The sequence below is a fragment of the Amycolatopsis sp. NPDC088138 genome (assembly GCF_044741685.1).
Taxonomy (GTDB): domain Bacteria; phylum Actinomycetota; class Actinomycetes; order Mycobacteriales; family Pseudonocardiaceae; genus Amycolatopsis.
In genome coordinates this window covers 464,681-478,711 of record NZ_JBIUTB010000006.1, presented here as the reverse complement: position 1 = coordinate 478,711, position 14,031 = coordinate 464,681, and the positions used below count along the sequence as shown (strand labels likewise).

Genomic DNA, 14,031 nt, shown 5'->3' with positions numbered 1-14,031 from the left:
GCCGCAACATCCTTCGCCGCGCGCCCGAACGCCTTCACCTCCGCGCTCACCAGCAGCAGGCCATACGTCGTGCCCCGAGCGCACCCCGGCTAGGCGATCGCCGCCATCGCCGACCGACGCGCCGCAACATCCTTCGCCGCGCGCCCGAACGCCTTCACCTCCGCGCTCACCAGCAGCAGGCCATACGTCGTGCCCCGAGCGCACCCCGGCTAGGCGGTCGCCGCCATCGCCGATCGACGCGCCGCGACATCCTTTGCCGTGCGCTCAAACGCCTTCACCTCGGCGCTCACGTTCCCGGCCAGGCGGGCGAGCACCACCCGCGTCGGCGGGCAGTCCGCCACCGGGACGCCGACCACCGCGTCGCCCGCGCGGCTCACCGCGCCGTGGCCCACCACCGCCAGCAGCTCGCCGACCGCGACGCGGTCCACGATCTCGTCCAGGGGCAGCTGCGGGCACTCCGTCCGGAACGCGTCTTCGCGGCGGAGGTCGGCGATCGAGACCGCCGGGCGGGCGGCGAACGGGTGCGACACCGGGACCAGGGCCACCGGCAGCTCTTCGGCGACGTCCGTCGTCACGAACCCGGCGAGGTCGTTGCTCGCGCAGAGCAGGGCGACGTCGGCGGCGCCGCCGCGGACCGCGCCGACCTGGTCGGTGGTGAACAGCAGCTCCACCGGGTGCGCGCGGGCGAACGCCTCGACCAGCTCGGCCAGCACGCCGGCGGCCGTGCCCGAGCGCACCGCGACCGTCAGCCGCGAAGAACGTCCCGCCCGCCGGGCCGCCCGGTCCACCGCCGCCAGCGCCGCGCGGCTGTCCGCCAGGAAGACGCGGCCGGCGTCGGTGAGCGACACCCGGCGGCTGGTCCGGTCGAACAGCCGCACGCCCAGCCGTCGTTCCAGCCGCGCGATCGCGCGCGACAGCGGCGGTGCCGCGATCCCGAGCCGCTCGGCCGCGCGCCCGAAGTGCAGCTCCTCGGCGACCGCCACGAAGTAGGCCAGCTCGCGCGTCTCCAGTCGATCCATACCGCCAGGGTAATGATCGGCGGCCGGAACGGCATCGTTCCGGCGGTCGTCGCGCGGTTGGCTGGAGGAACAGCCCCACCCACGAAAGGTCATCCCATGTCCGACGAACGCGCGGTCCAGGAAGTACTGGCCCGCTACGTCCGCGCCACCGACCGGCGGGACGGCGCCGCACAGGGCGCGCTGTTCACCGACGACGCCGAGGTCCGGATCTTCGAGAAGGCCGGTCCCGATCGGTACGAGCCGGTCGGCGAGCCGCTGGTCGGCGGCGCCGGCGTCCGCTACGCCGTCGAGAACTTCATGGCGCCGCACCCCGAAGGCGGGTCGAGCCACCACGTCACCGCCGACCACCTGATCACCGTCGACGGCGACACCGCCCACCTCAACGCCCAGTTCGTCGTCTTCGAGGTCCGGACCACGCCCGAACGCTCGATCCAGGCCGTCGAGTCCGGGTACTACGACACCGAGCTGAAGCGGATCGACGGCGCGTGGAAGATCGTCCGGCACCACGCGCTGGGCGACCTGCCGATGCGGGTGGTGCAGCCGTGAAAGCCGTGGTCTACCACCGGTTCGGCGGCCCCGAGGTGCTGGCGATCGCCGAACTTCCCGAGCCCAAGGTGAACCTCGACGGCGTGCTCGTGCGGGTGCGCGCCGCCGCCCTGAACCCGGCCGACCTCGGGGTGCAGTCGGGTGCGCTGGCCGGGATGCTCGAGTCCTACTTCCCCGTCGTGCCCGGCTGGGACGTCGCCGGAGTCGTCGAACACGCCGGGCCTGCCGCGCCGGAGTTCGCGCCCGGCGACGAGGTGATCGGCTACGTCCGCGGCGAGGTCGAGCACCGCAACGGCGCCTACGCCGAGCTGGTCGCGGCCGATGTCCGGACCCTGGTTCCCAAGCCCCGCGCCCTTCCCTGGGCCGAGGCGGCGGGCCTGCCGCTCGCCGGGCTGACCGCACTACAGGCCGTCGACACCCTCGCGCCGGAACCCGGTGAGACGCTGCTGGTGCACGCCGCCGCGGGCGGTGTCGGCTCGCTCGCCGCGCAGATCGCCCTCGGCCGCGGGGCCCGGGTGCTCGGCACGGCGTCCGAGGCGAACCACGCCTACCTGCGTTCCCTCGGCGTGGAACCGGTCCGCTACGGCGAAGGTCTTGCGGGCCGCGTCCGTGAACTCGCCCCGGACGGCGTCGACGCCGTGCTCGACACCGCCGGCCGGGGCACCCTGGCAGCGACGCCGGACCTCGGCACCCGGGTCGCGTCCGTCGCGGAGTTCGACGTCCCCGGGGTGACGCCGGTGTTCGCCCGGCTCGTCCCCGGCGACCTGCGCACCGTCGCCGAGCTGGCGGAGGCGGGCAAGCTCAGGGTGCGGGTCGCGCGGACGTTCCCGCTCGAGGAGGCCGCGGCCGCCCAGCGCCTGCTGGCGGACGGGCACGCGCCCGGCCGGATCGTCCTGCTCCCCTGACCCGGCTCAGTCCTGCGGGGTGAGCACGACGACCGGGATCACGCGATCGGTCTTCCGCGCGTATTCGTCGTACAGCGGGAAGATCTTCACCATCCGCGGCCAGAGGGTCTCGCGCTCCTCCGGGGACGCGACCCGGGCGCGGGCGGTGAACCGGCGGGGACCGACCTGGACCCCGGCGCTCGGGTCCGCCCGGAGGTTCGTGAGCCAGTCCGGGTCCTCGTCGGCGCCGGCCTTGGAGGCGACGACGACGAAGTCGTCGCCCGAGGTGCCGTAGATCAGGCAGGTGCGGCGGGGCTCGCCGGTCCGGCGGCCGGTGGTGGCAAGGATGAGGGTGTAAATGCCGTTCGACTCGTGTCCCTCGGTGCCGCCGGAGGCGAGGTAGGTGCGGGTCTGCTCGGCGACCCAGTCCCAGGTCGAGTCGCTGGCGCGGTCGAGATCATCGGCGACGGCCATGGCGGCGGTCCTTTCCGGTGGAGTCGTTCAGGAGAGTTCTTCGACCAGGCCGATGATGACGCCCTCGGGGCCGCGGACGTAGGCGTACCGGCAGTAGTCCTCATACCGTGCCACCTCGCCGACGAGCTCGGCGCCGTGGGGGCGCAACCGGCTCAGGACGTCGTCGAGGACGTCGACGACGAACGTGAGGCGCGGGATGCCCGGGACGTTCACCGGCGCCCTCGGCGCGGCGGCGGTGGTCACAGGCGACTGGAACGCCGACAGCTCCACCCGCCCGTGGCCGTCCGGCGTCCGCAGGAAGGCGATGTCCGCTTTGACGCCGTCCAGCCCGATCAGCTGGTCCGCCCACGCCCCCTCGACCGTGGTCTCGCCCTCCAGCTCCAGGCCCAGTTCGACGAAGAACGCGACCGCGGCCGGCAGATCCCCGACCACGTAGCCGGTGTGGTCCATGCGGCGGATCGTCATGATGCCTCCTGTCGTCGCGCGGCCTGTCGTGGCCGCTCATGCTCCTGGGACGGAGCCGGCGCCAGGATCTCGACATCAGCGAATCGTGACCGTCGTCACACCGCTCAGGACGAGATGGAGTCGATCAGCCGGTTGTACCGGAGCCGCAGGGCGCGTTCCACGGCGGCGAGGGCCCCGGCGACCACCATGACGGTCTTCGCCCACGTGGGCAGGTGGATCGGCGAGACGAACGTGCCGATGTGCCCGGCGACGACCGGGATCCGGGTGAGGGCCTCCGCGCCGTGGAGCAGGCTGACGGCGAGCGCGGCGAGGAGGACGACGAGGGACACCGCCCCGACCACGGCGCTGGCCCGGGGAAACCGCTCCCCGAACCTCGCCCGCCGTCCTTCCTGCGAACGCGGGTGCGGACGCAGGGTGCGCTCGCTGCCGTCGTCGGCGGTGAACCGCATGCGCTTCAGGCCGAACGCGCTGGTGGCGACCTCGATGACCCCGCCGGGCACCGGGAACACCGCCGGGAGATTGGAACGGTAGAGCTGAACACCGTCCCGGTAGAGCGCGGCGGGACTCTTCCCGACGGCCTTTTCGTGCTGCGACCGGCTTTTCGCCTCGGCGAGGTGCCGGACGTCGACCGCGTACACGTGGCCCTCCCCCGAAGGAGCGGCGAGATCGAGGAAGAACAGCGAACGGGAAAAGACCTGCCAGGGACGGTATTCCTGAAGGGCGCTCCCGTCTCCGTGCCGGACCTTGCCGAGCCGCAGGCGCCGTCCGAGCCCCTTGACCATGTTCGTGCCTCCCTGTCGTGGCGTCCCGGGCAGGACCCCTGCCCTCGATCTCAGCCGCCCCGGTGCCCGGCGACCAGTGGCACCACGTCACGACCCGGCCATGACATTCCTTCGGCTTCAGTGCACCAGGGCGGCCTCCCAGCCACCGTCGACGCTCAGCAGCTGCCCGGTGACGAAGGAGCTGGCCGGGCTCGCGAAGAACAGCACCGCCTGGGCGACGTCCTCCGGCTCGCCGAGGCGGGACAAGGCGTACTGCGCTGTGAGGATCCGGTTCAGATCCGGATCGGTGAAGGCCGCGGCGGACATGTCGGTGCGCGTCACCGAGGGAGACACCGCGTTGACCCGGACCCCTTGCGGCCCCCACTCGGCGGCCAGCGCCCGGGTGAGGCCGTCGACGGCTCCTTTCGTGGTGGCGTAAAGGGTTTGCCCGGCGACGGCGCGCCGGCTGAGCACCGACGAGACGTTGACGATGCTCCCGCCGCCGTGGCCGGCCATGTGCGCGGCCGCGCGGCCGGCGAGCAGCAATGGAGCGCGGCTGTTGAGCCGCCACAGCTCGTCGGCCTCGGCTTCGGTGAGCTGGTCGGCGGCGGTGAAGTTCTCCGCGCCCGCGTTGTTCACCAGGACGTCGAGGCGCCCGGCACGGCCGATGGCAGCGTCCAAGACGCGTTCGGGCTCGCCCGCGGCGGCGAGGTCGGCGGGGATGATCTCGGCGCCGCCGGGAAGACCGTCGGCGACCGCCTGGAGCGACTCGGCCGACCGGCCGGTGAGCACGATCCGTGCGCCGGCGGTGGCGAGCAGTCCGGCGACGCTCGCGCCGACCCCGCGGCCGCCGCCGGTGATCAGCGCGGTCCGGCCCGCGAGCGGATGGGCGGGCAGTCCTGTGGTCATGGCTGGTCCTCGTGTTCCGTCGGTGGAAGTGCCGGTCAGTCCGCGAGCCCGGCCTGCTTGAGGGCGTCCATCAGGCGGCCGGACTTCTCGACCAGGTCCTTGCCGGAGGTGGCGCCGTGGACGGCGATGATGATCTCTTCGGCGCCGACGGCCGCCATCGCCGCGAGGTCGTCCACGATCTGGTTGATCGACCCGACGCCGCGCAGGCGGTCCGCCCCGGCGTCCGTGCCGGTGAGGTAGACGGATTCGAGGGGGAACAGCTTGACCGCGCCGGCCGGGCGGCCGTGTCCGGCGGCCAGGTCCTGGAGGCCCTGCCACATCCCGGCCAGCGCCTCCGGCGGGATGGACGTGGGAATCCAGCCGTCCGCCTTGCGCGCGATGCGGTCGAGCGCCTGCTTGCTGTACCCGCCGCCGAGCAGGACCGGGATCGGCGCCACGGGTTTCGGGCTGACCAGTGCGTTGTCGACGGTGATCCGGCTGTCCTCATAGGACACCGGATCCGGGCCCCACAGCGCGCCCAGCGCGTCGACCATCTCGTCGAGGTGCTTGCCCCGGTGGGCGAAATCCGCGCCACCGGCCCGGAACTCGTCGCTGGACCAGCCGCCACCGAGGCCGACGACCACCCGGCCGCCGCCGGTGAGCTGGTCCAAAGTGGCCAGTGAACGGGCCAGGTGCAGCGGCGCGTGCATCCCAGCCACGAGCAGCGCGCTGCCCACCCGGACGGTGCTGGTGACGGTCGCCGCGACGGTCAGCACGGTGTGCGCTTCGGCGGTGGACCGGTAGCCCTCGTCCCAGGGCAGGCCGGGGACGCCGTACATGCCGTCGGCGGGCTCGAGGGGGAACAGGGACCGCTCGTAGGTCCAGAGACTGCGGTAGCCGGCGGCTTCCGCTTCCCGGGCGACCAGGGCCACGTCGTGCCGGAGGTCCATGGCTTTGTCCTGCGGAAGGGTCAATCCGAACTTCGTCATGCCAACTATGCAAGCACTCAGATCATCTAGTTTCAAGACGATCTGAAACAAGATGATGTGATCGCGCGCACACCTGCTGCGGGGCCGTGACCCTGAGCGACGTATATTCGGGTGATGGATCCCGTCGAGGACAGCAGCGCGCAGAGCGGCCCGCGGTACGCGGCGGGGGCGCTGCTCGGCTGGGGGCTGGCCCGGACGAAGCGGACCTTCTACGACTGGGTCGAGGAGTCGCTGCACGACCTGCCGGGCGGCCTGCGCGGCTATCTCGTGCTGGCCGCGCTGACGGCGGGCCGGCCGCCGTCGCAGCTGGCGCTGGCCAACCAGCTGGACCTCGACCGCACGCTGATGACGTACCTGCTCGACGAGCTCGAGACCGCCGGCCTGGTGCAACGCCGCCCGGATCCCGCCGACCGCCGCGCCCGGCAGGTGCTCATCACCGAAGCCGGCAGCAAGGCGCTCGCCGAGTGCAGCAGCCGGGTCGAGGAGGCGGAGCGCCGCCTGCTGGCGCCCCTCAGCGCCGCGGAGGCGACCGCCTTCCGCGCGATGATCACCCGCGTCGCGGGCGGCTCCCAGGAGGGCTCGGACACCAGCGAACCCTGCCCACCGGTCCAGCTCGGCTCGGACTGCCCGGAAACACCGAAGAGTCGACGGCGCCCGGCTGCGCGGCAGAAGTAACGCTGATCGGCCTGATCGGTAAGGCGGCCTGGAACGACGGCGCCTTGCACCCCGAGCCGGAAGAGCCCGGCGTCGCGATCCGGCCCGCCGCACCACGTCCGGGATCCGGGACGACGGCGGCTTCACGCCGACCGGGACGGAAGAGTCCGGCACCACTGGGCCGACTTCACGCCCGCGCGGCTCAGTCCGCCGAAACCCACCACATCCGCGACCCGCAAGAGCCCAGCGCCACCGGACCAACCAACTCACGCCCGCGCGGTCCAGCCCGCAGGAGCCCGCGCGGAATTCAGCCGAGCGGGCGGGAACCCTTGCCCGGCGTCGCGAACGACCGGATGTGGGCCAGCGCGGCTCAGCCCGCCGAAACCCACCAAGGGCACCGCACCACATCCACGATCCTCAAGAGTCCAGCACTTCCGGGCCGACCTCACCGGTGAAGGTTCAGCCCGCCGCACCCCGCGCGGGATTCAGCCGACCGGGCGAGAACCCTCACCAGACGTGGCGAACGACCGAATGTAAGCCAGCGCGGCATTCAGCGAAGCTTCCAGCGGCTGAACATGGCGCATTGTCTGGGAAAGCAGCACCCCACCCTGCAGCGCCGAAAGCAGCGCAAAAGCAAGTTCGTCCAGTTCGGCGTCCTCGCGCAGCTCCCCGCGGTCGCGCATGGCCCGCAGCCCGTTGAGGATCAGGTCCTTCCAGCGCAGGAACCCGTTGGCGAGATCGGTGCGGGAATCCTCGTCACTGGTGCTCAGCTCGCCCGCCAGCGAACCGAGGCTGCAGTCGCCCCGGCCGTCGTTCTCCAGCTGGCGTTCGATCGCCGCGTCCGCCCAGGCGCGCAGTGCCTCGAAGCTGTCCAGCGCCTCGATGCGGGGCCCGAGCGCCGAATCGGCCTGGCGGGTGATCACGGCCCGGATCAGGGCCTGCTTGCTCTCGAAGTAGTGGTACAGCTGCGAACCGCTCACCTCGGCTGCCGACCGGACGTCCTCGATGCCCGTGCCGGCCACGCCGTGCCGGGCGATGAGCGCGGTCGCGGCGTCGATGATCCGGTTCCTGGTGGCCAGCCCCTTCGGGGTCAGGCGACGCGGCTTCACTGACTCGGTCACCCCCTCAGCCTACCGCAAGAGTGGGTTGCGCAATCCATTTTCCGGGGCTACTTTTTGGACAGGACAACCCAGAAAGTGAGGCAACCCCATGACCACGACCCAGCGCACCGCCCTGGTGACCGGCGCGACCACGGGCATCGGCCGCGCCGTCGCCCTGCACCTGGCGGCGAGCGGCGTCGATCTCGTCGTCCACGGCCGCGACCCCGAGCGTGGCGCCCAGCTGGTGAAGGAGATCACCGAGGACGGCGGCACGGCGCGGTTCGCGACCGCGGACCTGACGGACCCCGCCGAGGTCCTGGCCCTCGCCGAGGAGGCGGGCGCCGTGGACATCCTGGTGAACAACGCCGGGATCTACGCCTTCACCAGCACCGCCGAGACCACCGCGGAAAGCTTCGACCGGCAGTTCGCCGTCAACACCCGCGCCCCGTTCCTGCTCGTCGGCGCGCTGGCGCCCGGCATGGCCGAACGCGGGCACGGCACCATCGTCAACATCACCTCGACGGCCGCGACGTCCCCCGCGCCGATCGGTTCCGCTTACGGCGCTTCGAAAGCCGCCGTCGAACTGCTGACCCGCTCCTGGGCCACCGAGTTCGGCGCGCGCGGCGTCCGCGTCAACGGCGTCTCTCCCGGACCCGTCCGCTCCGCGGGCACCACCGCGATGCTCGGCGACGACGTCGAGGTGCTCGGCCGGGCCAACCTCCGCGAGCGGATCGGGGAACCCGACGAGATCGCCCGGGTCGTCCGGTTCCTCGTCGACGCCGACAGCAGCTACATCAACGGCACCGTGATCCTCGCCAACGGCGGCGAACCCAGCGCCCTGCCCGCCTGACCCCCACCACGACAGGAGCACCATGTCCTTACCCAGTACCGATATCGTTCCCGCCTGGCTGCCGCCCGGCTTCGAGATCCGCACCGCGGAGACCAACGGCGTCCGCCTCTCCGCCGCGGTCGGCGGCCGCGGACCGCTCGTGGTCCTGCTGCACGGCTGGCCCCAGACCGGCCGCGCGTGGGCCCAGGTCATGCCCGCCCTCGCCGAGCACCACACCGTGCTCGTGCCCGACCTGCGCGGCACCGGCGCCAGCGAGCGCCCGGACGGCGGCTACACGAAAGCCAACCAGGCCGACGACATGCGCGGCCTCGTCACGGCGCTCGGGCTGACCGGGCCCGTCGTGGTGGTCGGGCACGACATCGGCAGCATGATCGCCTTCGCCTGGGCGCTGCACCGGCCCGAAGACGTCGCCGCGGTCGTGCTGCTCGACGCCTATCTGCCGGGCGTCGACCTGGAGGCGTCGATGAACGTCGTCACCGGCGGCTCGTGGCACTTCGGTCTCTTCATGGCCCCGCAGATCCCGGAGATGCTGTTCGACGGCCACGAGCTCGAGTTCGTCACCGCGACGTTCACCGCCCTGCGCACCACGTCGAAGTTCACCGACGAGGAACTCGCCTACTACGCCGACACCTACCGCGGGCGCGATCACCTTCGCGGCGGCTTCGGGCATTACCGCACGCTGCTCGAGGACGGCCGGGAAAACCGCGCGGCGCTGGCCGCCGGCCCGGTGACCGTGCCGGTGCTCTCCATCGGCGGCCGGGACTCCGTCGGCGACCAGACCACCGAGGCGCTGCGCCCCCACGTCGAAAACCTCACCGGACTCGTGGCCCCCACCGGGCACTTCGTCGCCGAAGAAGCGCCGGAATGGTTCGTGCGCACGCTACGCGACTACCTGGACGGCAAGGTCCTGCCCGCATGAGGGTCCTGGTCATCGGCGCCACCGGGTTCGTCGGGGGCGCCGTCGCCCGCCACCTCGGCACCGAAGGCCACGTCGTGACCGGCCTGGCCCGCTCCGACGACGCCGTCAAAACCCTGACAGCGCAAGGAATCCGCGTCCTGCGGGGCGACCTGGACACCGGCGTGGCCGAGGCCGACGCCGTGGTCTTCGCCGCGCAGCCGGCGCCCGACGTGGAGCAGGCGATGGTGACCGAACTCCTCGACGCCGTCGCGGGCACCGGCAAAACCTTCGTGTTCACCTCCGGCAGCGGTGTCCACCTCCAGCGCACCGCCGGAGCGTGGAGCGAAGACTCCTTCGCCGAAGACGACCCCTTCACCGTGGAGCCGCTGGCCGCCGGCCGGCTCGCCGCCGAAGACGCGGTCCGCGCCGCCGCCGGCCGGGGGGTCCGCGCGATGGTCGTCCGGCCGGGCCTGATCTGGGGGCCCGGCGACCACGGCCACGTGCCGATGATCTACCAATCGGTCGCTCGCACCGGGGCCGCGTGTTACGTCGGCGACGGTCTCAACACCTACTCCCACGTGCACGTCGCCGACGTCGCCCGGCTCTTCGCCTCGGTACTGGCCAACGGAACCGCCGGTGCGCTCTACCACGCCGTCGCCGGGGAGACACCGAACCGGTGGATCGCCGAAGCCGTCGCGCGCGACGTCGGGTGCCCGACGCGCAGCCTCACGCCCGGCGAGGCGGTCACCGTGTGGGGCGAGTTCGGCGCGCTCGTCCTCGGCGCGTCCAGCCGCGGCCGCGCACCGCGCTCCCGCGCCGAACTCGGCTGGCGCCCCGAGCACACCGACATGCTCACGATGATCGGCGAACCGCGGCTCCGGGAACTGGCGGCCGCTTAAGGCCGGACCTGGGCCAGATTCGCCTGGTGGGGAACGGAAAGCCAGTCCTGCTCGAGACGAGCGTCCACCGGATCCACACGCCGCCGCAACGCGTCGAGGTACGCGCGATCGGCGGCCAGCCGGGCCGCCACCTCGGGCCCGGCGGCGACGGCGCCGTGCCCCGGCACCACGACGTCGACCTGCCGGAGGACCGTTTCGAACCGGTCGAGCGCCGATTCGTAGGCGTCCACCTGACCGGGACGGCGGGCGTCGAGCAGCGGGATCAGCACGTCGGAAAGCATGTCCCCGGCCACCAGCACGCCGCGGTCCGCGAGCAGGATCGCGGCGTGGCCGGCGGCGTGGGCGTCGTGCTCGATGATCTCGCCCGGGATCGGTCCCCCGTCCGCGGGCACCGGCGTGAGCAGGCCGATCAGCTCGAGCGGAATGCCCGGCGCGGTCTGCTCCGCCATCGCCTGCGCCCGCTCGCGGGCTTCCCCGGCGATCCGGGCGTTGGCGGCGGTGGCGTACCGCGGCACGTCACCGAACCGGGAGTGCCACAGCAGGTGGTCCCAGTGCGGATGGGTCGAGAACCCGGCCACCACCGGAACCCCGAGCCGGTCCACCTCGTCGGCCAGCTCGCCCAGGTCGTCCCCGCTGATGCCGGGATCGACCACGACCAGCCCGGTTTCCCCGCGCACCACGACGGCGTTGCTCCAGACCCACTCGCTCTGCCGGACCCAAACGCCGTCGGCCACCTGCTTCAGCATCGGCTCAGCCTGTCAGGTGGCCGCGTCCGGCGCACGGCTACCCCAGCTGGTCGCGGCGGCGGGTCAGGGCGGCGGTCTCGGCGGTGTTGCCGGCCAGCTCGATGGCCTGGTCGTAGGCCGCTCGCGACGGTCCATTCCGGCCCAGCCGGCGCAGGAGATCGGCGCGGGTGGCGTGGTAGGCGTGGTAGCCGGCCAGCTTGTCCTCGAGCCGGTCGACGGCCGCCAGCGCCACGTCCGGGCCGTCGAGCTCGGCGACCGCGATGGCCCGGTTGAGGGCGACGACCGGCGAGGGGTCGACGCGGACGAGCTGGTCGTAGAGGGCCACGACCTGCGACCAGTCGGTGTCGCGGATGTCGCGGGCGGAGGTGTGCACGGCGTTGATCGCGGCGAGGATCTGGTAGCGGCCCGGGGCCACCCCGGCGGCCAGGCGCTCGCGCACCAGCCGGTGCCCTTCGGCGATCAGCGCCGTGTCCCAGGCCCCGCGGTCCTGCTCGTCGAGGGTGACCAGCTCGCCACCGGCCGAGACGCGGGCCGGGCGGCGGGCCTCGGTGAGCAGCATCAGGGCCAGCAGTCCGGCCACCTCGCCGTCGGCCGGCAGGAGGACACGGATCAGCCGGGTGAGCCGGATCGCCTCGGCGGTCAGCTCGTGCCGCACCGGGTCGGTGCCGGGGCCGGTGGCCAGGTAACCCTCGTTGAACACGAGGAACAGGACGGCGAGCACGCCGGAGACGCGCGCCGGGAGGTCCGCGGCGGACGGCACGCGGTACGGGATGCCCGCCGCCTTGATCTTCGCTTTCGCGCGGGTGATCCGCTGCCCCATGGCGCTTTCGGCGACCAGGAAGGCGCGGGCGATCTCGGGCATGGTCAGGCCGCCGACCATGCGCAGCGTCAGCGCCAGGCGGGATTCCATCGCCAGCGCCGGGTGACAGCAGGTGAAGATCAGCCGGAGCCGGTCGTCGTCGATGACGCCGAGGGGCTCGTGCGGTTCGTCGTCGTGGACCATTTGAGCCTCCTGGTGCTTGTCGTCGCGCTTGTTCTCGCGCCGGATCCGGTCGATGGCCTTGCGGGTGGCGGTGGTGGTCAGCCAGGCGCCGGGGTTGGGGGGCACGCCGTCGGCGGGCCACCGCTCGACGGCGGTCGCGAACGCCTCGGCGGCCGCCTCCTCGGCGACGTCGAGATCACCGAACCGCCGGGCCAGCGCGGCGACCACCCGGGCCCACTCCTCGTGGTGGGCGTGGGTGATCGCCTCCTCGATTTCGCTCACTGGAACGGCCGCACCTCGATCTTGCGGTCGCAGACCTTCGACGCCTCGGCGGCGAGCTCGAGCGCCACGTCCAGGTCGGGGGCCTCCCACACCCAGACACCGGCGAGGTACTCCTTGGACTCGAGGAAGGGCCCGTCGGTGACCACCGCCTCCCCGCCGCGGCTGTCGACGACCGTGGCCGTGGTCGTGTCGGCCAGGCCGCCCGCGAAGACCCAGTGGCCGTCCGCGATCAGGCGTTCGTTGAACACGCTGATGTCGGGCTGCCGGTCCGCGCTGCCGGGGTTGTCCTTGTCGTCGATCACGGAAACCAGGTACCGCATCCGAAAATCCTCTCCTGTGGTCGTGGTGTGCGTCAGTTTCCCGCGTACTTCGGGCGCCCGGCCGGGCGGAGCACCTGGATCGTGACGCCCTTCGAGTCCACTCGCGACTCGACCACCTCGAGCGCGAGGTCCGGGCCGGCGTCCGGGAACAGCCGCGCGCCCTGGCCGAGGACCACCGGGACGACGATCAGGATCATCTCGTCGACCAGGCCGTGCGCCAGCAGCCACCGGGTCAGGACGCTGCTGCCGTGCACCTGCAGCTCACCCCCGGGCTTGGCCTTCAGCTCCGCGACGGCGGCCGCGAGGTCGCCGGAGAGGACGGTCGTGCCCTCCCAGCCCGGCTCGGTGAGCGTGGTCGAGGCGACGTACTTGGGGGCCGCGTTCAACGCCGCGCCGATGGGGTGGGCGCGCATCTGCTCGACCGACCCCCAGGAGCCGGCGAACAGGTCGTAGGTCCGCCGTCCGAACAGGAACGCGTCGGCGCGCTGGTAGGTCCGGGTGATGAACGCCCGGGTGTCGTCGTCGCCCGCCCCCGGGGCCCAGCCACCGCGCTCGAACCCGTTCCGGCGGTCCTCCTCCGACGCGCCGCCGTTGCCCTGCGTAACTCCGTCGATGGTCATCTGGGTGACGGTCGTCAGCTTCATGATCGCGGTTCCTTCGCCTCGGCGCCGCCCCGTGCGGGCGGCCTCACCCCTGCTACGAACACCCCCGACCCGATCCGACAGGGCAGCCGAGATTCTTTTCGGAGAACTTTCCGCTCAGCGCACTTCCTGGATGCGGACCAGGTTGCCGGCCGGATCGCGGAACGCGCTGTCGCGGACGCCGTAGGGCTGCTCGATCGGCTCCTGGACGACCTCGGCGCCCGCGGCCTGCACCTTGTCGAAGGTGGCGTCGAGGTCGGGGGTGGCGAGCATGATCCAGCCGTAGGTGCCCTTGGCCATCATCTCGGCGATGGTGCGGCGCTCGTCCTCGGTGACGCCGGGGTCGGCGGCCGGGGGCGCCAGGAGGATGGACGTGCCGGGCTGCCCGGGCGGCCCGACGGCGATCCAGCGCATCGCGCCCCTCCCGACGTCGCTGCGGACCTCGAAGCCGAGGACGTCGCGGTAGAACGCCAGCGACGCGTCGGGGTCGTCGTGCGGGAGGACGGTCGTGTGAATGGTGATGTCCATGCCGGTCACGCTAGCCGCGGGCCCCCCTCCGCGGCGACCGTCAGGCGGGGTCCTGCCGCGGTGCGGCGGCCGGCCGTTCGTGGACCACCGCCGCAGCCGGTCCTC

Annotated in this window: 18 protein-coding genes; 6 read left to right on the top strand and 12 right to left on the bottom strand. The window is 72.6% G+C overall.

Features of this window, described 5'->3' with window-relative positions:
- Positions 1 to 209: 209 nt before the first annotated feature.
- The gene (locus tag ACIOD2_RS34070) at positions 210 to 1,019 is read right to left on the bottom strand and encodes a LysR family transcriptional regulator (protein WP_400547538.1); all 810 of its coding nucleotides are present in this window, start codon (positions 1,017 to 1,019) and stop codon (positions 210 to 212) included.
- Positions 1,020 to 1,115: 96 nt separating this feature from the next.
- Here ACIOD2_RS34070 and ACIOD2_RS34065 point away from each other — a divergent pair, with 96 nt between their 5' ends.
- Together ACIOD2_RS34065 and ACIOD2_RS34060 are read left to right on the top strand one after the other, a co-directional pair.
- Positions 1,116 to 1,565, top strand: a complete 450-nt coding sequence (locus ACIOD2_RS34065; RefSeq protein WP_400547535.1) for a nuclear transport factor 2 family protein — start codon at positions 1,116 to 1,118, stop codon at positions 1,563 to 1,565.
- The gene (locus ACIOD2_RS34060) at positions 1,562 to 2,470 is read left to right on the top strand and encodes an NADP-dependent oxidoreductase (protein ID WP_400547532.1); all 909 of its coding nucleotides are present in this window, start codon (positions 1,562 to 1,564) and stop codon (positions 2,468 to 2,470) included. Before ACIOD2_RS34065 ends, ACIOD2_RS34060 begins: the two co-directional genes overlap by 4 nt.
- A 6-nt stretch (positions 2,471 to 2,476) precedes the next feature.
- On the opposite strand, the gene ACIOD2_RS34055 is transcribed toward ACIOD2_RS34060, so the two are convergent.
- From ACIOD2_RS34055 to ACIOD2_RS34035, 5 genes are all read right to left on the bottom strand, one after another.
- A complete protein-coding gene (locus ACIOD2_RS34055) occupies positions 2,477 to 2,923 on the bottom strand; it encodes a nitroreductase family deazaflavin-dependent oxidoreductase (RefSeq protein WP_400547529.1) in 447 nt (148 codons plus the stop codon).
- Between the two features lie 27 nt (positions 2,924 to 2,950).
- Positions 2,951 to 3,388 (bottom strand): VOC family protein, encoded by a 438-nt coding sequence (locus ACIOD2_RS34050; RefSeq protein WP_400547526.1) that lies wholly within the window; start codon positions 3,386 to 3,388, stop codon positions 2,951 to 2,953.
- Between the two features lie 104 nt (positions 3,389 to 3,492).
- The gene (locus ACIOD2_RS34045; RefSeq protein WP_400547523.1) at positions 3,493 to 4,170 is read right to left on the bottom strand and encodes a hypothetical protein; all 678 of its coding nucleotides are present in this window, start codon (positions 4,168 to 4,170) and stop codon (positions 3,493 to 3,495) included.
- 117 nt (positions 4,171 to 4,287) lie between these two features.
- The gene (locus tag ACIOD2_RS34040) at positions 4,288 to 5,058 is read right to left on the bottom strand and encodes an SDR family NAD(P)-dependent oxidoreductase (RefSeq protein WP_400547521.1); all 771 of its coding nucleotides are present in this window, start codon (positions 5,056 to 5,058) and stop codon (positions 4,288 to 4,290) included.
- Between the two features lie 35 nt (positions 5,059 to 5,093).
- Entirely contained in the window at positions 5,094 to 6,026 is a 933-nt protein-coding gene (locus ACIOD2_RS34035) for a TIGR03619 family F420-dependent LLM class oxidoreductase (RefSeq protein ID WP_400547518.1), read from the bottom strand.
- Between the two features lie 114 nt (positions 6,027 to 6,140).
- Between ACIOD2_RS34035 and ACIOD2_RS34030 the strand changes: the two genes are divergently transcribed.
- Positions 6,141 to 6,701: a MarR family winged helix-turn-helix transcriptional regulator gene (locus ACIOD2_RS34030; RefSeq protein WP_400547515.1), complete on the top strand. Its 561-nt coding sequence runs from the start codon at positions 6,141 to 6,143 to the stop codon at positions 6,699 to 6,701.
- A 464-nt stretch (positions 6,702 to 7,165) separates the two neighbouring features.
- On the opposite strand, the gene ACIOD2_RS34025 is transcribed toward ACIOD2_RS34030, so the two are convergent.
- A complete protein-coding gene (locus tag ACIOD2_RS34025) occupies positions 7,166 to 7,801 on the bottom strand; it encodes a TetR/AcrR family transcriptional regulator (protein ID WP_400547512.1) in 636 nt (211 codons plus the stop codon).
- Positions 7,802 to 7,889: 88 nt separating this feature from the next.
- Here ACIOD2_RS34025 and ACIOD2_RS34020 point away from each other — a divergent pair, with 88 nt between their 5' ends.
- From ACIOD2_RS34020 to ACIOD2_RS34010, 3 genes are read left to right on the top strand one after another with little or no spacing between them, the layout of a single operon-like run.
- Positions 7,890 to 8,630 (top strand): SDR family NAD(P)-dependent oxidoreductase, encoded by a 741-nt coding sequence (locus tag ACIOD2_RS34020; protein ID WP_400547509.1) that lies wholly within the window; start codon positions 7,890 to 7,892, stop codon positions 8,628 to 8,630.
- Positions 8,631 to 8,652: 22 nt separating this feature from the next.
- The gene (locus ACIOD2_RS34015) at positions 8,653 to 9,549 is read left to right on the top strand and encodes an alpha/beta fold hydrolase (protein WP_400547506.1); all 897 of its coding nucleotides are present in this window, start codon (positions 8,653 to 8,655) and stop codon (positions 9,547 to 9,549) included.
- Entirely contained in the window at positions 9,546 to 10,427 is an 882-nt protein-coding gene (locus tag ACIOD2_RS34010) for an NAD-dependent epimerase/dehydratase family protein (RefSeq protein ID WP_400547503.1), read from the top strand. Before ACIOD2_RS34015 ends, ACIOD2_RS34010 begins: the two co-directional genes overlap by 4 nt.
- Here ACIOD2_RS34010 and ACIOD2_RS34005 read toward each other — a convergent pair.
- The 5 genes from ACIOD2_RS34005 to ACIOD2_RS33985 form a co-directional block, all read right to left on the bottom strand.
- A complete protein-coding gene (locus tag ACIOD2_RS34005) occupies positions 10,424 to 11,173 on the bottom strand; it encodes an MBL fold metallo-hydrolase (RefSeq protein WP_400547500.1) in 750 nt (249 codons plus the stop codon). The genes ACIOD2_RS34010 and ACIOD2_RS34005 overlap by 4 nt on opposite strands.
- A gap of 37 nt (positions 11,174 to 11,210) precedes the next feature.
- Complete coding sequence (locus tag ACIOD2_RS34000; protein WP_400547497.1) at positions 11,211 to 12,437, bottom strand: RNA polymerase sigma factor; 1,227 nt, start codon at positions 12,435 to 12,437, stop codon at positions 11,211 to 11,213.
- Positions 12,434 to 12,757, bottom strand: coding sequence for a YciI family protein (locus ACIOD2_RS33995; RefSeq protein WP_400547494.1), 324 nt, complete (start codon positions 12,755 to 12,757; stop codon positions 12,434 to 12,436). The genes ACIOD2_RS34000 and ACIOD2_RS33995 overlap by 4 nt, the downstream gene beginning before the upstream one ends.
- Before the next feature lie 32 nt (positions 12,758 to 12,789).
- Positions 12,790 to 13,401: a dihydrofolate reductase family protein gene (locus tag ACIOD2_RS33990; protein ID WP_400547491.1), complete on the bottom strand. Its 612-nt coding sequence runs from the start codon at positions 13,399 to 13,401 to the stop codon at positions 12,790 to 12,792.
- Positions 13,402 to 13,515: 114 nt separating this feature from the next.
- Positions 13,516 to 13,926 carry a VOC family protein gene (locus ACIOD2_RS33985; RefSeq protein ID WP_400547488.1) on the bottom strand — a complete coding sequence of 137 codons (411 nt, stop codon included), beginning with the start codon at positions 13,924 to 13,926 and terminating at the stop codon, positions 13,516 to 13,518.
- Positions 13,927 to 14,031 lie beyond the last annotated feature (105 nt).